This is a genomic window from Lactobacillus sp. B4007, assembly GCF_026535895.1.
GTDB lineage: Bacteria > Bacillota > Bacilli > Lactobacillales > Lactobacillaceae > Lactobacillus > Lactobacillus panisapium.
Genome location: NZ_JAFNPA010000004.1, coordinates 67,482 through 85,278, shown reverse-complemented (window position 1 = coordinate 85,278; position 17,797 = coordinate 67,482). Strand labels below are relative to the sequence as shown.

Here is a 17,797-nt window from a genome sequence, read left to right as displayed (position 1 = left end):
TTTTTTATTATACCAATGTTATAAAATAAATAAACAAAAATACATCATGGTACTAAAAATATTGAAGCAGCAGGATTTATAAGTATTAAAAAATAAATAAAAATTATTAAATTATTTCAAGTCACTTTCACTTAACAAATGCATTGAGCGATCATTATATACATAATTAATTCCACGAGCCAAAAGCAAATCGACAGAAATCCGAACCATTCTGTCTGGATAGTGGCTGTGCTTAATTGTGTCAGTTACCACTATTTGTTCAATTGGCAATTCATTAAGCGTTTCCAGTGCATTTTGTGAAAGAAGTGCATGCGTAGCTGCAACATAAACTTTTTTAGCGCCAGCTGCTAAAACTGATTTAGTTGAAGAAGAAATGCGTGAACCTGTGTCAATCAAATCATCGACAATAATACATTTCTTGTCCTTAACGTCACCAATCATGTCATGCACATCAGTATCATAACGTTCACGACGCTGGTCAACAATTGCAATTGGCGCATCAAAGAACTGCCCAAAGTTCCGCGCTAATTTTGCTCCTGAATGATCAGGTGAAACAACAACAATATCGTCTTCTTCTTTAGTCGCAATTCCATTATCAAGGAAGTATTGCGCTAACAGCGGCATTGCGTGCAGATGGTCAACCGGAACATTATAAAAGCCTTGAATTTGCGAAGCATGTAAATCTAAAGCAATTAAATGGTCTAAGCCGGTAATCTGCAATAAATTAGCAACCAGTTTAGCTGTAATTGGTTCACGGGAACGTGTTTTAGTATCAGAACGCGAATATGCCAAGTAAGGCACAACAACGTTAATTCGGTGCGCAGAAGCGCGGTGCAATGCATCCAAGACAATTTCTAACTCCATAAAGTTTTCGTTGACTGGATCTTGAATTGACTGGATAACAAAAACGTCACATCCTCTGACGCTTTCACCAATATTAACCTGAATTTCGCCATCGCTAAAATGCTGCACAGCAGTTTCAATTAGCGGTTTTTTCAAAATCGTGGCGATCTTTTCGTTTAAAGCAGGATTACCACTTAACCCAATTAACTTCATTGGATGCATTAACTGAAGAAGTTCTTCTTTGTTCATAGCTACCTCTTTATTTAAAATACTATCTTTGCAAGTCTATTATAACCAAAAAAAGTCCCTAGTGCCTAGAAAAGGTAAAAATCAAAACAAAACGCCGAAAACTTTTTCGACGTTTTGTTAAAAAATATTTATTTAAAAAAATCTTCCATTAAATTAAGAAGTTTAAAACTTTTCACAGCATAACTTTCATGTTTCTGTCTCGGCATTACAAGAAGCTGGCCCTGCGGAATAATCTGACTGTACCAGCGAACGTGTTCTACCTTGACCCAGTCTTTTTCGCCAACAACACAATACGTTGGAATTGAGATTGCCTTTAGGCTATCAACGGACATAAAGCTTTCGGTCAATTCTACTTCACTGTCACGATTACGCCTCAAAAAGCGCAAAATTCCCTCAGTTAAGTAATGATATGGTCTAATGCCATTGCCATTGACAAATACACCGGCAACCATCAACTTTTTAAAAGCCTTTTGGTCTTGGCTTGCAAGCATCATTGCAACTAAGCCACCAGCATCAAAGCCAAAACAATAACAGCCCCGAATGCCAACCTGATCAATAAAATCAGCGACATCTTTAACTTCAGTCTGATAATGTTGCGCTATTTCGCCTTCACTTAAGCCGTGTCCGCGCATATCAAGGACATAAACTGTGTAATAAAGTCCAAGCGGGGCAATAATCTGGTCAAACATCCCACCATCTAAGTGATGACCGTGCAATAAAAGAAGTGGTTCTCCCTTACCCAGTTTGCTGTAATATAATTCGTTACCGTTAACTTTTTCTCTCATCGCTGATCCCTTTCACTAGCCTCAAGCAGCTCTTGCTCAGAACCTTTTTCCTTTTTGTGCTCTTGCCACAAACTACGTATCATCGTTTTAAGGATAATATAATTTGCCCGAAAGTTATCAGGAATCATCTTTAAATTGAAGTTATGGACCATACTGTCTTTGCGCTGCCAATAATGGTATAGCGGCGTGCTGTCACAATAAAAGCCATCTGTTTTAGCTAAATACTGCACATTGAAAATCTGGTCTTCCATAAATGCCAAGTTGCCCATAAAGCGCAAGTGATTTTGCCGAACAACGGAAAGCTTATAACCCTTATTCCATGTGTAGCCTTTAACTGGTGTTGCTAAGAAGTGATTGTCAAATAATGATCCCAGCGGATTGCAGATAAGCTGATAACTGCGCAATTTTTCTTTCATCCCGTTTACTTTCTTCTTAGTTGCTGGCACGGAACCTTCCTTATTTTCGTAATCAAGCCAAAAGCCGCAAGAAACCATTGCTGCTTCGGGATACTCATGAAAAGCTCGGACAAAAAAGTCGGTATAACCAGAATCTACCCAATCATCACCATCGTGAAAGGTAAAATACGGCGTATCAACGTTGTCGATTCCAACATTGCGGGCATCAGACAAACCGCCATTAGGTTTATTTATAATTTTTAAGTCGTGAAAATCATTCCGGTAACTTTCCGCAATTTTTCTCGTATTATCAGTTGAACCATCATTGACAATCAACAATTTGAAATTCGGGTTGCTCTGTTTAGCCAAGTGTTCTAGTGCTCGCGGCAAATATTTTTCAACATTGTAGACCGGCATTATGACAGTTAATTCAGGTTGCTGAATCATCGCTACCTCCCTCATTGTTTTTTATTATACCATCTAAAATATTAAAAATATCGTAAACCGGATGGTCTAAAAAGCTATTTTAAACTTTTGTAATCAGCATTTAGTATAATTAATAGCAATAAACAAGGAGTTGATTATTTTATGAAAAAAGCAACAACTATTATTACTACTATTTTAACGTTATTAATCGGAACGTTGGGACTATCTCTGCCCCAGCAAACAGTCACAGTCAAGGCAGATGATCTTCCCGTTGTTTGTCTAGGAACTTCTTTATCGGATGGTCAGCGCAGCGGAACAGTTAAAACGCTTAGTGAGCCGTTAAACGGCAATAGTTACCAAACCATTACCATCACAGGAAGCGACTTAGTTAAATATCTTAATCCTTCGGGGGCTAACTTCACCACTAATTCTGGCGTTTGGTCCAGTGCAATGATTCAAAAGACTGCTCAAGGCAGCGGCATTAATGTCAAAATCTTGGATTATCAAGGTAAAAACAATATCACGACTATTACCGCCGATCAGTATAAAAATGCCGCACTAACGGCCGGAATTGCTGACGCAAATATCTATGTGACTAGTGCCGTACCAATCGATGGCTCTGGTGCTTTAGCTGGTGTCTATGCTGCTTACCACAAAACCGGTGAAAGCCTCAATCAAAGCCAGGTTAACGCCGCCCAAGACGAAATGGGAACTTTAAGTAAAATTACCAAGGAAAACAAGAGTAAAGATGGTTACAGTGACGCTCAATTAAACAACGCCGTTGCCGGTGCCAAACAAGAAATGGGTAAAATTGGCAACAACATTTCTGACAGCCAAATTCGTGACATCGTTAACAACCAAATTAATATTAACCACTTGGGTGATGTCATTAACAATAACCAAAAACAGCAGATTATTAATGTTTTAATTGAAATCCGCAATTCTGGAGCCTTAAAAGACAACAAGTTTAAAGATCAAGCTGGAGCTTTATCCGATAACATCAAAAAAGATGCTAAGGGCATTTTTGACAAAGTCAATACCCCTGAAAACCGCAACTGGCTAGAACAAGCTTGGCAAAATGTAACTAATTTCTTTAGTCACTTATTTGGCGGTACAATCGTCGTCTTTAACTAATCACATTTGGTCCATAAACTTATTTAACGTATGGTCGACAAATTCATTGCCGCGGTTATTATTATGGCCCTTAGTCCATTCGAATTGGGCGCTAGGAAATTGCTCTAGCAACCGGTCCATTTCCTGCCAGCATTCTAAATTGGCAATTGCACCCGGTGTGCTCTTTTTCCAGCCCCGTTTTTTCCAACCCTTGAGCCAGCCTTTAGTGATTGGATTTAACACGTACTGAGAATCGAGGACAAACAATAATGGCTGCTGATTAAAGCCCAGTTGCAGCAACTTTTTCAAAGCTTCAATTAAGGCGGTTAGCTCCATCTTATTATTAGTGGCACCAAATTCACCATTCGAGTCATATGCCGTTTGTTTTTGATTATGGTCATACCACTCAATTAGATAAGCCCAGGCCGCCTTGTCGGTTGCCTTCACGTGGCCGCCTTTGAAGTTGCCTGTATTGCGGGTTCCACCGTCAGTATAAATCGTGGCAAAATAGTCGCCACTAGTCTCATTTTCTGTTGCAGCAAGTGTCTTTTTCTGTTTAGGCATTTGCTGCTTTTTTTTAACTGTCTGACTAGCCCGCTGTATTTTGGCAATTGCTTGCTCTAAGGAGTCTTCGTCTTTTTGAAAAACCTGCTTAATTGTTGGCTGATCCCAATCCAAGTAGTCCGTTGCATCCGTAACTTTGCTAAAGGACTTATATTCGGCGTTAGGAAAACCATCAACTTGTTTTTTGGCTGCATCCCATGTGCGATAAACACCTGGTGTACGGCCTTTTTTTACGGCGTAAAATTTCATATGTACCTCTGTCACTATATTTTCGTAGTCAATGTTAAAATGTAGGTAGCTCTATTTTTAAGGTGGTATTATGTTCTTCAATACAAAAAAATATAAAGAAGAAGCTGAGAAGAACCGTAAGCACAATTTATCAAAAGAACCTAGTCGGTTCAACATGATTTCCTTAGCTATTTTAGCAACAATTGCACCAATGCGCATTTTTTTACGCCTACATAAAAGACGGATTGAAGATAATGCTACTGTTGAAAGCAAAACCGGTGACTTTGAGCAAATACCGATTATTTATTTCCACGGCTTCCGCGGCGGTGACTACACCACCAATATTATGGTTAAGCAAGCCTTAAAAGATAAAAATAATGCTAAATTTCTCAAGGTAACCGCTGATTTGCTTGGTAACTTTAAGCTTGAAGGAACATGGACGGGGGATCAAAATCCTATTGTGCAGGTAGTTTTTCGGCAGAGAATTGTCGGTGTCTACGCAATTGATTATTATCTAAGATTTATCCTGCCATTTTTGGCTAACAGGTATCATTTTAAGCATTACCGTGCTGTGGCTCATTCCTTAGCTTGTCCTTGTATTGTGCGAACCGAAATGCGGACGTACCACAGGAAAAATTTCCCGCGGTTAACAATGTGCGCGTTCATTGCCGGTCCATTTGACGGTGTTACCTATATGGGCGATATTCCCAACGTTAACGGCCTCAATCGCAACGGTCGACCAGCGGTAATTAATTTGCACTATCTTTATTTATTATTTAGGCGTAAAAGGTTCAATCCCGATATTTCGGTTTTAAATATTTATGGTAATGTACTTGATAACACAAATAGCGATAAATTTATTTCTGTTATCTCGGCTAAGAGCATTCGCTATATTCTGGCACCACATGCCAAATCCTATCATGAGGTCGAAATTCGGGGTAAAAAATACGCCGAGCACAGCTGGATGCATGATAATCCGCTGGTAATCAGTATTATTGATAAATTTATTGGACTTAAAAAATAATCTTTTGTTTTTGGAGGAACTACGTGATTCTACTCCGCGATATTATTCGCATTATCATTATTACTAACACTATTTTAGCTTTCTATATCGTCTTTCACCGCCGGCGCTCGGTCTCAACAACTTGGGCTTGGCTAATTATCTTACTAGTTTTCCCTGTTATTGGCATTATCTTGTACGGCTTTTTTGGACGAGGTATTTCGCAGGAAAATATTTTTGCCATTAATAAGCAGCACCATATCGGACTGCGCAATGTGCAAAAGTCAATTACCAAGGCGCCGAGAAAGACCAGTCCTTCAGACACCTCAGGAAAAGCGAGCATGGTTGTCCGCTTTTTTGACCGTAATAGCGAATCGCCGCTCAGCAAAAACAATCACGTTCAGCTCTATACTGATGGTGTACCAATGTTTCGCGACATGATGCGCGATATTGAAAATGCTAAACAGACTGTCAATATTGAATTCTACACTTTTTATAATGATCAAATCGGTAACGAAATTCTTGATTTACTAATTAAAAAAGCTAAACAGGGTGTTCGGGTGCGATTACTCTATGATGCTTGGGGTTCAATGGGTGCAACCAAAACTTGGTTTGACCAGCTGCGTAAGGCCGGGGGCGAGGTTCTGCCTTTCATTACTTCACGCAATATGATTACCCGTTACCGCATCAACTACCATCTCCACCGCAAAATTGTTGTCGTTGACGGAAAAACTTCTTGGACTGGCGGGTTCAACATCGGTGATCAGTATTTGAGTCGCAAGAAAAAGTTCGGCTACTGGCGCGACAGTCAGGTGCGAATTGTCGGATCCGCGTCATTGCTTTTGCAAGAACGTTTCGTCATGGACTGGAATGCCTCAATTCAGCAAGAGGATCAGATTATTACTTTTAACACGATGCTCTTCCCTAACTTGGATGAAAATGAAATTCATCCCGGTGATGTAGCCACCCAAATTATTTCTGATGGGCCCGACCGTTACAACGCTAATATGCGTAACGGTATTATCCGGCTCATGTTTCAAGCTGAAAAACGCTTGTGGATTCAAACACCTTACCTAATTCCAGATGACGCGATGTTTGCCACGCTGCAAACAATTGCCATGTCTGGTGTTGATTTGCGCATCATGATTCCGTGCAAGCCGGATCATCCCTTCATTTACCGGGCAACGCAGTGGTATGCGAACGAATTATCTCGCTACGGCATTAAGGTTTATATTTACAATAACGGCTTTATCCATGCCAAAACCATTGTCGTTGATGACGATTTCGCAACTGTGGGCTCAATGAACCAAGATTATCGTTCTTATGACCTAAACTTTGAGGACGTGGCCGTTTTCTATGATAAAAACTTCACTAAGGAAGTTGCCAAATCATTTGAGGACGACATGCAAGTTTCTACTTTACTGACACCAGAGATGATTGAGCAGCAAGGTCGTTGGTTACGAACTCTTCAAAGTTTTTCACGGATGTTGTCACCAATTTTATAAAAAAGATTAGCTGTTAATAATACTAAAGATAAAAAGGTAGCCAATTTGGCTGCCTTTTTATCTCTTTAACTTGAACAAGGTCTCATTTAGGCAATTTTTATTATGCTCACTAATCCGCAAAGTGATAGACGTCTTCAACTGGATAGCGAATGGTTTTAATTTGCTCTTTCTCAGACTCATTACTTTTACCGATAGCAATCGCCATCACTGGCAGATAGATTTTCGGGTCAAGGTTGAAAGTTCTGGCAATCTTGGATTCATCGTAACCAGCAATCGGGTTAGTGTCGTAACCATGGTGGCGTGCCACGAGCATAAACTGCATTGCAGCAAGTGAGCAGGACCTAATTGCATCTGTTGCACACATATCATAGGTGCCATTTTCGTATAGGGGAAGAAAAGTCCGCAAAACTTCATCTAACTTCTCTTTGGTTATGTGACCCTCTTCATAAGTTTTGTTCCACATTTCCCGGTATTTCTTGTAAGCATCAACACGAGCAAACATTTGAACAATCGCAGAGCAGGTATTCAGTTGCGGATCGTTAAACTTCATCATGTACTTTTTTATTTTAGCGAGACTCTCAGGTGTATCAGCAACTTCAAAGTACCAGCCCTGCAGATTGCAGCCTGAAGGAGCGGTAATAGTTTCTTCGAACATTTGCTTGAATTCCTCGCGCGGAATTTTAACGTTCTTGTCAAAATTTCGAACAGAATGGCGGTTTTGAACAACATCATTAAAATCATTATTAAGCATCAGTTTCACGCTTTCTAATTTAAAAACACCAATTATAGTATAGTTTACAACATTTTGTGATATTTTTCACTTTTATTAGTAATAAAAAAGACTAGTTCTGCTTATCAGCTAAAACTGGTCTCTTGCTTGCTAAATTATTTTTATAATAAATCCTGAATTTCAATTCTAATACTGCGATGCGCGTAGCTCTTAATCGTCTCCACGATCTGAGCAACTCCCGTTGAAAATTGGAGATAATATTGCCGATTTTTCTGCGTCGTTAAAATACAAATCACAGCTTTCTTTTTCGGATTAGGCACTCTGATTAATGTTACCAACGCAATTTCTGAATACGGTACAGTTCGGCGAAAGTAGCCCGACACAACTGCTTTTTTAGGTGCAAACCCGGTAAAACCGTCAATAATGCTCATCACTAACAGGATCGCTAAAAAAACAGACAGGCCAGGATCACTTTTTTCAATCAGTTGCCAAGCAAAGCCAATCCAAATAAAAATTATCGCCCAAATAATTGATGAGGACCGATAATGTCCCTTTAAGTTGATGTTGGCCTGCCAGTACCAGCTATAGCAAGTATAGCCAAGCAGCAAGGCATCCAAAATAAGATAAAAACTTGCCATAAAATTTCCTCTCAATAAATATTCCTATCCATTATAACAGAACAAGGCTTTTTAGATTGCCAAACCGTTTTTTATTATTTTATATTAATTTTTACTTGCATTTTAATTAAAATAGTTGTTAAATTACTATTAACTTAAATGCAGTGATGAAGACGAGTAAATAATCTATCTCTTAAAGTGAACCGGTGATAGTGGAAAATCGGCAGACCCTGGATTATCGAAAAACACTTCTAGCAGCACACTGAACTAGTAATTAAAGTAGGTGGTGCCGTCTCCAGTACGTTATCAAACTGGTGAAGCATGATTGTGTTTCATGAGTGGCCCAAAGTTTGGGCAATCTAGGTGGTACCGCGGAAAAAGCCTTTCGTCCTTATTTTTATTATTATGGGACAAAGGGCTTTTTCTTTGGCTCAAAAATTTGGAGGTAACTACCATGTCTTTAATTTTGCCAGAAGATTATCAACCAACTTTAACAATTCGTGACACTGAGGCAGCAATTGTCTTTATCAGAGAAAGATTCCAAGAAATATTGGGTCAAAAGCTAAACTTGCAAAGAATGTCAGCACCGCTTTTTGTCGAAAAAAGCACTGGGTTAAACGACAATTTAAATGGGGTTGAACGTCCAGTCGCCTTTGATGCCAAGGATTTGCCTGAAGATGATACAATTGAAATCGTTCATTCACTTGCTAAATGGAAACGACTGGCCCTGAAAAAATATGGCTTTGGCATGCACGAAGGTTTGTATACCAACATGAACGCTATCCGCCGCGACGAAGATCTCGATAATTTCCACTCAATTTACGTTGACCAGTGGGATTGGGAAAAGATTATTGCTAAAAAAGAGCGGACAGAAGATACTCTAAAAGAAACGGTAACTAAGATTTTTGCGGCAATTAAACAAATCGAAGCAGAATGTGCGGCTCGCTATCCTGCCTCAACTTACCGTTTACCCGAAAAGGTGCACTTCGTTACGACCCAAGAACTAGAAGACATGTGGCCAGATTTAAGTCCCGAAGAACGTGAAGATAAAATTGCCCAAAAAGAAAAAGCTGTCTTTATTATGAAAATCGGTGACAAACTAAAACGCAGCGGTGAGCCTCATGATGGCCGCGCCCCTGACTATGATGATTGGCAATTAAACGGTGACTTGATTTTCTGGTATGAACCGCTCGACCAGAAAATCGAAATCTCCTCAATGGGTATTCGTGTCAGTCCTGAAAGTTTGCACGAACAGCTGAAAAAGGCTGACTGCCTAGACCGGGAAAAATTGGCATTTCACAAGATGCTTTTAGATGGCAAGCTTCCTTACACTATTGGTGGCGGTATTGGTCAATCCCGTTTATGCATGCTTTTACTTGCTAAGGCACACATTGGCGAAGTGCAAGCAAGTGTTTGGCCCCAAGAAATGATTGAGCAATGTCAAAAGCATCAGATGCAAATTTTGTAATTATGTTTAAATTCACACGTTAAGTTACTATCGTGTGAATTTTTATTTACTAAATAAACCTGGTTTAAAGTAAAAATCTTGTAGTAAACTATCACATAGTAATAATTTTGAGAAAGGTCGAAACATTTTATGATTGATTCACAGCAACTTACTGAACTCAAGGCAGATATTAACGCGGCCAAGCATATCACTTTCTTGACTGGTGCAGGCGTATCAACTCATTCTGGTATTCCGGATTACCGCTCCAAAAACGGTATCTACGACGGCGTGAGTGAGAGCCCCGAGACAATTTTAAGTGCAGACACGCTCTACAATCGACCTGAATTTTTTTATCGGTTCGTTATGGACAACATGTATTTTCCAGAAGCTAAGCCTAACAAAATCCACCAAAAAATTGCCGAAATCTGTAATCAAAAAGGTGAATTAATTACCCAAAATGTTGATGGCTTAGATAAAAAGGCTGGCAATAAGCACGTAACCGAATTTCACGGTAGCTTATACGAAATTTATTGCACCAAATGCCACAAATCAGTTACTTATGCGGAATATGCTGACTCTTTTCGTCACAAAGAGTGTGGCGGCATTATTCGCCCCGGAATCGTTTTATACGGAGAAGCAATTAATGGTGATCGGTTAGCTCAGGCAGTTAATGCCATGCAGAGTTCTGATCTTGTCATTATTTCCGGTACTAGCTTTGTCGTTTATCCATTCGCTCAACTACTAACATACCGCCAAGCAGGCGCAAAAGTTTGGGCAATTAATAAAACCGCTATCCCGGCAAATGATATATCCGCAATTATTGGCGATGCTCTTGATGTTTTTAGCGCCTTATAAGGTTTTAGCCTAACTAGCTTAGGCTCTTGCAATCAGTAAAACAGTTTACTTATGCTAAAATAGCAAAGCAACGTGACTATCACTTGATTAAACTAGAAAAGAGAACTTTTAAATGGCAATTTTAAAATTGTATGCCCCATTCTTTAGCGCTAATAACTGGCTGCATGTTTTAACTAGCGGTAAAGACTGGCTAATTATTTTAACCTTAATTCTCATGGAATGTCTGCTTTCCGTTGATAATGCCGTTGTTTTGGCAGCACAAACTAAGGTTTTGCCAGATAAGAAGCAACAAGAAAAATCATTATTTTACGGCATGTGGGGTGCCTACATTTTCCGTTTCATTGTAATTGGAATTGGTACATACTTAATTAATTTTTGGGAAATCAAATTGGCTGGTAGTCTCTATCTTTTCTACCTCGCCATTAAGTATTTTTATGATCAGCACCATCCACAAAAAGCCGCAGCCGAAGAAAAGGCTGAAGAAGCCAAAATTGCTAGTCATCGCCCAAAAAAAGGCAAACATTTCCTATCCCTATTTTGGCGGACAGTTATTTCAATTGAAGCGATGGATATCGTCTTTTCAATTGATTCGGTTCTAGCAGCCTTAGCCGTCTCCAGTAATCCGGTCGTCGTTTTAATTGGTGGCATGATTGGGATCTTATGCATGCGAGGTGTAGCTGAGATTATCATCAAATTAATGGATATTATCCCAGAATTGCAGCCAATGGCATATGTTCTTATTGGGATTATTGCTCTAAAACTGCTGGTTTCATTGCCACCTCTGCACTATGAATTACCTAATACCGTCTTTGCAATAATCGTTTTTGGCGTCTTGCTGTTAACAATTGCGTTTCACTTTATCCGGATTAAAAAGCACGGCCGCAAGCTATAAATTTGCTAAGGGCAAAACTACAAGATAAAAAAGTTAAGCTGCTTTAATGGGCTTAACTTTTTTATTGGCTTTTTTAAGTAAAACAAGGCTGTTATTACTTCATTGTCTACTTGTGCAAATTAACTATTTGCCCTTCAACGTATTCTTTTAAAATCACAGCTTGATTATGCAGTGGGTCCTTTGCTCCGTATAAAAATAAAACATCCTGTTCTTGCAGCTTGTTTTCAACAGTTTTAACAAACTCGGCCCCTGCCGGATTTTCCGCCAATTCTACCAGGTACTTTTGCCTAAACTCAGAAAATTTATTATCATCATGATTGAACCATTTACGCAAAGCAGTTGTCGGTCCAATTTCTTTTGCCCAATAATCAAGGTGCAACACACTTTTACTCTTGCCTCTTGGCCACAAACGGTCTACCAAAATGCGGTAGCCCTCCGGCTGATCTTGAGCATATACACGGACTAGCTTTATTTTTGTCATTACATTCACCTCAATTATTATTAGTGTACTACTTTAGGAAAAAATGAATTACACAACTTATTTTACTAATCAATCAACCGAAACCATCAGTGCTGACTTAATCGGCCGGCCATTAACTTACCGCAGCAATAACCAGGTACTTGGCGGCTATATTGTCGAAACCGAAGCTTATTTGGGTGTTAAAGATCGTGCGGCACATTCATATGGCGGTCATCGCAGTCCGGCAAATGAAGGACTATATGGCCCCGGTGGAACAATCTATATTTATGCTCAGCGACAATATTTCTTTTTTGACGTAGCAACCAGACAAAAAGATGAACCGCAAGGCGTTTTAATTAGAGCAATTGAACCTGCTTGGGGTCTTGAACAGATGATTGCCAACCGCTCAGGTAAAAGTGGCATTGCTTTAACCAGCGGACCGGCAAAAATGATGCAGGCATTTGGTATTCATGATAAAAAATGGGATTTACATTTTCTTAGTGATTCCCCTTTTACTATTGACTTAAACGATCGTCACCGCAAAAATGCCCAGAAAATCGCAACTAGTCCACGCATTGGTGTCAACCAATCGGAACGCGAATGGGCTAACAAAAAATTGCGCTTTTATGTGGCTGGAAATCCATATGTTTCCCGCATGAAAAAGCGTGACTATCGCTCAGATCATGGTTGGAAATGAGATAATGATAAAATAATCTTTAAATGAAAAGATTGACAAGCCTTTGTTTTTAGCCTATTATTTTTCATAAGTTAAATAATTTCCAATGCAATAGAGGTCGCGACCATTACAAAATTATCTTGAGTGAACGAACACAAAGAAAGATAACGTAAGAATTGTCGCCGAAACAAAAAGATTTTCGTTTTGATGTTTTTGTTGGGCTGCAAAGAGAATATCTTGCAGACTGTCCTGGTTAATTCCCAGGGAGCGCTATATGATTTGTCTAAAGATGATTAATTATAACCTCGTTGTTTTGAAGAGCAACGAGGTTTTTGTTTACGCTTTTTATTGTATTGGCTTTATTTGAAACAAGATTTTCGGAGGTTTTCAAAATGAAGTCAAGAAATAAGTGGATTACCGTTCTGCTTTCTGTGCTGCTCAGTTTCATTATCGGCAGCAACTTCGACTTTTCTCAAGTTGAAGCAAAAAGTAATAGCGGTGAACTCAAAGTAGCTATGGAGGCCAATTACCAACCATACAATTGGACCCAAACTACTAACGCTAATGGTGCTGTTCCGATCGAGGGGTCAAACGAATACGCCAACGGTTACGATGTGAAGATTGCCAAAATTATTGGTAAACAGCTGCACCGCAAAGTCGTAGTTGTCAAAACTGAGTGGGATGGACTGCTGCCAGCTTTAACTAGTGGCAAGGCCGACCTAATTATTGCTGGGATGAGCCCAACGGCTGAACGGGCCAAGGCAATAAATTTCTCCAATGCTTACAGAAACAGCACTTTTGTTGTTATCACCAAGATTAATAGCAAATACGCTAACGCTAAAACATTAAATGATTTTAAGGGTGCAAAATTAACCGCCCAACAAGGTACTTCACATTATGCTTTGATTAAGCAATTAAAGGGCGCTAAAAGACAACCAGCAATGCGCGACTTTGCGGCAATGCGCCAAAGTTTAATTTCAGGAACGATTGATGGCTACGTTGCCGAAGATACCGAATCAACTTCCTTTAAGATGGTTGATCCTGACATTAAGGCGATTCCAATTAGCGAAATGGCCGGGTTCAAGGTTTCCAAGGAAGATTCAACTACTGCTATCGGAATTGCTAAGCCAAACAAGCAGCTGCTAAAAGAAGTCAACCACGTTTTAGGTACAATTCCAAATTCCCAGCGAACAAAGTTAATGACCACGGCCATTAAGCAGCAGCCAAAAACTGATGATAAGAAAAAGGGTAAAAACGGGAAGTCCGAGCCGTGGCTAGTTTCAATGTGGAAGCAGTACGGCGGCATGATTTTAAACGGGATTGGCATGACCCTGCTCTTAGCCTTAGTGGGCACCATCGCCGGCTTCTTTATCGGCCTGTTTGTCGGTATCATCAGAACTATTCCGACTCCAACCAGCCAGGGTAAAAAATGGCTCTTAAAAATTGTCAATTGGCTCTTAGCCGTTTACATTGAGATCTTCCGGGGCACGCCAATGATGGTACAGGCCGCTGTAATTTACTATGGCATAGCCCAATTCTGGCACATTAATATCGACCGGACAATTGCTGCGTTAGTTATTGTTTCGATTAATACTGGTGCCTATTTAGCCGAAATTATCCGAGGTGGGATTATTTCAACACCCGAAGGTCAGTTTGAAGCAGCTAGTGCTTTGGGAATGACACATAATCAAAGAATGTGGCACATTATTTTGCCACAAGCAATCAAGAACTGTTTGCCATCAATTACTAACGAATTTATCGTCAATATTAAGGATACTTCCGTTTTGAGCATCATTTCCGTTTCTGAACTATTCTTTGTCGGAACGACGGTTGCCAGTCAAACCTTCAAGTTCTTCCCGACTTACTTAACCATTTCCGCAATTTACCTGTTGTTAACGTTCACGACTACCAGAATCTTCAATTTAATTGAAAAGCACCTGCAGGGTAGCAAAAACTACAACTTAATGGCAAACCAGGTTCAAGTAGGAGCAACAAAAGACACGGAGGCTAATAAATAATGACTGAAACAAATGAAACTATTTTAAGCTTAAAGCACATTCAAAAGGCTTTTGGTGAACATCAAGTTCTGCGTGACATCTCTCTTGATATTAATAAAGGTGAAATTGCTACGATTATTGGACCTTCTGGTGGTGGTAAATCGACTACTTTACGGTGTATCAATTTACTAGAAGAACCAACCGCCGGCGAAGTTATTTTTCACGGTGAAAATGTCCTAGAGCCAAACTATAATCGGAACATTTACCGGGCCAAGGTCGGCATGGTCTTTCAACAATTCGATTTATTCGAAAATAAAAATGTCCTGGCTAACTGCATGGTCGGCCAAGAACTTGTTTTGAAGCGTTCAAAAGAAGAGGCTCGCCAAGTTGCCCTCGCAAACCTTAAAAAAGTTGGCATGGAGCAATACATTAATGCCCGCCCTAGCCAACTTTCAGGCGGTCAGCAGCAGCGGGTTGCAATTGCACGGGCGATTAGCATGGACCCAGAGATCTTGCTATTTGACGAACCAACTAGTGCACTTGACCCAGAAATGGTCGGCGAAGTTTTGAGCGTTATGCAAAATTTGGCCACTACTGGTTTAACGATGATTATCGTTACCCATGAAATGGCTTTTGCCCGTGATATTTCCGATCAGATTTTCTTTATCAGTGATGGTGTAATTGCTGAACAAGGCAATCCTGACCAATTGTTTAATCATCCGCAAAATGAAAAGACAGCGAAGTTCTTAAGTAACTTCCAGAATAATTAAAATCGGCAAGAAAAAAACCGCCTTGAACACTGTTTCAAGGCGGTTTTAATATGCTGTTAAATATCTACTTAATCGTGTTCTTGGTGCCACTTTTTAATCTGCTGCAGACGCTTTTTAAACCGGTCTTCATGCCCTTGCTCAGTTGGCAAATAGTACTCGTGCCCCTCTAAATTAGGCGGCATGGTCTTCATCGTTGTCAGTTTATCTTGGGTCTGATGAGCGTATTCATAGCCCTTACCGTAATCCAAGTCCTTCATCAATTTAGTTGGGGCATTGCGAATTTGGAGCGGAACCGGCTCATCAATTGTTTTTTTAACGTCTTTTTCGGCCGCAAGTCGTGCCTTGTAAACAGCGTTTGACTTTGGTGCTAGCGACAGATAAATCACGGCTTCCGTTAAATGAACATCGCACTCCGGCATCCCTAGGAACTGACAGGCTTGAAAAACATTGATTGCCACGTTGAGTGCGTTGGTGTCGGCTAACCCAATATCTTCACTGGCAAAGCGCACGAGCCGCCGCGCAATGTAGAGCGGGTCTTCCCCGCCCTCTAGCATGCGCGACAGCCAATAAATTGCGGCGTCAACATCACTGTTACGCATCGACTTATGCAAGGCGGAAATAATGTTGTAGTGTTCTTCCCCATTTTTATCATATAAAACCGACTTCTGCGTAATCAGCTGTTTTAAGCTAGCCATTGTCACACTAATCGTGTCACCATTTTTTACACCATTCAAAACAGCCATTTCCAAGGTGTTGAGCGCAGTCCGCGCGTCGCCATTCGCGAACTTAGCAATTGCCTTAATCTCTTGCTCGTCAATGTTAACTTTAACCTTACCAAAACCGTTAGGGTTATTAATGGCATTTTTGAGCAATTTAATAATGTCGGTAACTTCAAGTGCCTTTAAAACAAAAACTTTGCAACGTGACAGCAAGGCTGAATTAACTTCAAAGGAAGGATTCTCGGTGGTTGCGCCAATTAAAGTAATACTGCCACGCTCAACATACGGCAAAAAAGCATCCTGCTGCGCCTTGTTAAAGCGATGAATTTCGTCAATGAAAACTAACGTCTTCTGTCCTAACTGGCTTTCTTCTTCGGCTTGCTTCATAATTTTGCGAATTTTCGCAATACTACTATCAACGGCACTAAAACTGTAAAAACCCGCCTGACTTTGCCGTGCAATAATCTCGGCCAGAGTAGTCTTACCCACTCCAGGCGGGCCCCAAAAAATCATGGAGGAAACCTGATCATGATCAATCATTTCCCGCAAAATCTTACCCGGGCCAAGCAATTGTTCTTGACCAACGAATTCAGTTAAATTTTGCGGCCTGACCCGATTCGCTAGTGGCTCACTAGCTGCATTATTTGCAAATAATGATTCTTGTTTCATAGCTCTATCTTCTCTACTAATTGTAACCAGTTATCTTCATTATACATGGCAGTAGTAGTTTTGCTAATAAAAGATCATTATGAATCCTTTTTACATAAAAAAAGCCCACATAAGATGCAAGCTAATCTTTTACTCAATTATTTTCAGTTATCTTTTTTAAAAAGTAAATGAATGCCGCCGTCAGGTAGCTTTTTTACCATGTCAGTCTTGAAGCGGTCGTCGATGCGCGTGGCTGTTTCAAAAGCCGCCTTAATCTCTTTGTCCCCATTAACATAGGGCGAAATCACAAGCGAAATTTCATCAACGACATGTTGCTCCAAAAAGACGCCATTAATTCTGGCTCCACCACAAACAGCTAGTGTCTCAATACCAAAATGCTGCTTTAACTTGACCAGTACTTCCGCTAAATTAAAGTTCTCATCGCCAGAAATAATGTAGGGAATATTGAGTGACCGTAAAAAAGCAAGATATTCTTTTTTAGCCTGCCGCGTAACCACCTCAATTGCGTGCATGCAGTGTTGATTATACAAGAAATAATTTTGATTCCAGCCACATTTGCCCTTGCGGTCAAACGCAACTGACCAAGTGTCTGACTTAATGTCAGGTAACCAATCCTGATCGTCAATACCTTCAGGACTGTATTTCGTCAAGTTAATTGTGTCTGGTGCAGCGTACATTTGGATTGTGCGCCGGCCGTTACCGTCAGCGTTACTTAAAACAAATAATTCATCACTATAATATTGACCGGATTCAGGACTCTCGGTCTTCCCGTCAATTTTGCCATCAATTGTCACATACATGTGAACAACGACTTTTGCTCTTTGCATCTTTTTGCCTCCTTATTTATTCAGAGCTTA

General features: G+C 40.1%; 18 protein-coding genes, 1 riboswitch and 1 other annotated feature. Of the genes, 9 read left to right on the top strand and 9 right to left on the bottom strand.

Features of this window, described 5'->3' with window-relative positions; genetic code table 11:
• Positions 1-111: 111 nt before the first annotated feature.
• From J3U54_RS07300 to J3U54_RS07290, 3 genes are all read right to left on the bottom strand, one after another.
• Positions 112-1,092, bottom strand: coding sequence for a ribose-phosphate diphosphokinase (locus J3U54_RS07300; RefSeq protein ID WP_103752778.1), 981 nt, complete (start codon positions 1,090-1,092; stop codon positions 112-114).
• Between the two features lie 128 nt (positions 1,093-1,220).
• The gene (locus tag J3U54_RS07295; RefSeq protein ID WP_103752777.1) at positions 1,221-1,877 is read right to left on the bottom strand and encodes an alpha/beta fold hydrolase; all 657 of its coding nucleotides are present in this window, start codon (positions 1,875-1,877) and stop codon (positions 1,221-1,223) included.
• On the bottom strand, positions 1,874-2,719 hold the full coding sequence (locus J3U54_RS07290; protein ID WP_103752776.1) for a glycosyltransferase family A protein: 846 nt from the start codon (positions 2,717-2,719) through the stop codon (positions 1,874-1,876). The genes J3U54_RS07295 and J3U54_RS07290 overlap by 4 nt, the downstream gene beginning before the upstream one ends.
• A gap of 141 nt (positions 2,720-2,860) precedes the next feature.
• Between J3U54_RS07290 and J3U54_RS07285 the strand changes: the two genes are divergently transcribed.
• Positions 2,861-3,832 (top strand): DUF1002 domain-containing protein, encoded by a 972-nt coding sequence (locus J3U54_RS07285; protein WP_103752775.1) that lies wholly within the window; start codon positions 2,861-2,863, stop codon positions 3,830-3,832.
• Here J3U54_RS07285 and J3U54_RS07280 read toward each other — a convergent pair whose 3' ends face one another.
• Entirely contained in the window at positions 3,833-4,624 is a 792-nt protein-coding gene (locus J3U54_RS07280) for a ribonuclease H family protein (protein ID WP_103752774.1), read from the bottom strand. It abuts the gene before it with no gap.
• A 70-nt stretch (positions 4,625-4,694) separates the two neighbouring features.
• On the opposite strand from J3U54_RS07280, the gene J3U54_RS07275 reads away from it, so the two are divergent.
• Together J3U54_RS07275 and cls are read left to right on the top strand one after the other, a co-directional pair.
• A complete protein-coding gene (locus J3U54_RS07275) occupies positions 4,695-5,627 on the top strand; it encodes an alpha/beta hydrolase (protein ID WP_103752773.1) in 933 nt (310 codons plus the stop codon).
• A 23-nt stretch (positions 5,628-5,650) separates the two neighbouring features.
• Entirely contained in the window at positions 5,651-7,108 is a 1,458-nt protein-coding gene (gene cls, locus J3U54_RS07270) for a cardiolipin synthase (protein ID WP_103752772.1), read from the top strand.
• 109 nt (positions 7,109-7,217) lie between these two features.
• Here cls and J3U54_RS07265 read toward each other — a convergent pair whose 3' ends face one another.
• The gene (locus J3U54_RS07265; protein WP_267385603.1) at positions 7,218-7,859 is read right to left on the bottom strand and encodes a nitroreductase family protein; all 642 of its coding nucleotides are present in this window, start codon (positions 7,857-7,859) and stop codon (positions 7,218-7,220) included.
• Positions 7,860-7,999: 140 nt separating this feature from the next.
• Positions 8,000-8,476 carry a hypothetical protein gene (locus J3U54_RS07260; RefSeq protein ID WP_103752770.1) on the bottom strand — a complete coding sequence of 159 codons (477 nt, stop codon included), beginning with the start codon at positions 8,474-8,476 and terminating at the stop codon, positions 8,000-8,002.
• A gap of 134 nt (positions 8,477-8,610) precedes the next feature.
• Positions 8,611-8,851 (top strand) — a binding site (T-box leader).
• A 58-nt stretch (positions 8,852-8,909) separates the two neighbouring features.
• Between J3U54_RS07260 and asnA the strand changes: the two genes are divergently transcribed.
• The 3 genes from asnA to J3U54_RS07245 all read left to right on the top strand — a co-directional run bounded on the left by asnA (position 8,910) and on the right by J3U54_RS07245 (position 11,649).
• Positions 8,910-9,923, top strand: a complete 1,014-nt coding sequence (gene asnA, locus J3U54_RS07255) for an aspartate--ammonia ligase (RefSeq protein ID WP_103752769.1) — start codon at positions 8,910-8,912, stop codon at positions 9,921-9,923.
• Between the two features lie 129 nt (positions 9,924-10,052).
• Positions 10,053-10,757 carry an NAD-dependent protein deacylase gene (locus J3U54_RS07250; protein WP_103752768.1) on the top strand — a complete coding sequence of 235 codons (705 nt, stop codon included), beginning with the start codon at positions 10,053-10,055 and terminating at the stop codon, positions 10,755-10,757.
• A gap of 112 nt (positions 10,758-10,869) precedes the next feature.
• The gene (locus J3U54_RS07245; RefSeq protein WP_103752767.1) at positions 10,870-11,649 is read left to right on the top strand and encodes a TerC family protein; all 780 of its coding nucleotides are present in this window, start codon (positions 10,870-10,872) and stop codon (positions 11,647-11,649) included.
• Between the two features lie 106 nt (positions 11,650-11,755).
• Here J3U54_RS07245 and J3U54_RS07240 read toward each other — a convergent pair whose 3' ends face one another.
• Entirely contained in the window at positions 11,756-12,130 is a 375-nt protein-coding gene (locus J3U54_RS07240) for a DUF488 domain-containing protein (protein WP_267385602.1), read from the bottom strand.
• 43 nt (positions 12,131-12,173) lie between these two features.
• On the opposite strand from J3U54_RS07240, the gene J3U54_RS07235 reads away from it, so the two are divergent.
• From J3U54_RS07235 to J3U54_RS07225, 3 genes are all read left to right on the top strand, one after another.
• Positions 12,174-12,806, top strand: a complete 633-nt coding sequence (locus tag J3U54_RS07235; RefSeq protein ID WP_267385601.1) for a DNA-3-methyladenine glycosylase — start codon at positions 12,174-12,176, stop codon at positions 12,804-12,806.
• 83 nt (positions 12,807-12,889) lie between these two features.
• A riboswitch (Lysine riboswitch) is annotated at positions 12,890-13,066 on the top strand.
• Between the two features lie 111 nt (positions 13,067-13,177).
• A complete protein-coding gene (locus tag J3U54_RS07230) occupies positions 13,178-14,803 on the top strand; it encodes an ABC transporter substrate-binding protein/permease (protein WP_220220575.1) in 1,626 nt (541 codons plus the stop codon).
• Positions 14,803-15,552, top strand: coding sequence for an amino acid ABC transporter ATP-binding protein (locus J3U54_RS07225; protein WP_220232641.1), 750 nt, complete (start codon positions 14,803-14,805; stop codon positions 15,550-15,552). The genes J3U54_RS07230 and J3U54_RS07225 overlap by 1 nt, the downstream gene beginning before the upstream one ends.
• A 68-nt stretch (positions 15,553-15,620) precedes the next feature.
• Here J3U54_RS07225 and J3U54_RS07220 read toward each other — a convergent pair whose 3' ends face one another.
• Positions 15,621-16,940 (bottom strand): replication-associated recombination protein A, encoded by a 1,320-nt coding sequence (locus tag J3U54_RS07220; RefSeq protein ID WP_267385600.1) that lies wholly within the window; start codon positions 16,938-16,940, stop codon positions 15,621-15,623.
• A gap of 143 nt (positions 16,941-17,083) precedes the next feature.
• Positions 17,084-17,767 carry a dihydrofolate reductase family protein gene (locus J3U54_RS07215; RefSeq protein ID WP_267385599.1) on the bottom strand — a complete coding sequence of 228 codons (684 nt, stop codon included), beginning with the start codon at positions 17,765-17,767 and terminating at the stop codon, positions 17,084-17,086.
• Between the last annotated feature and the right edge of the window lie 30 nt (positions 17,768-17,797).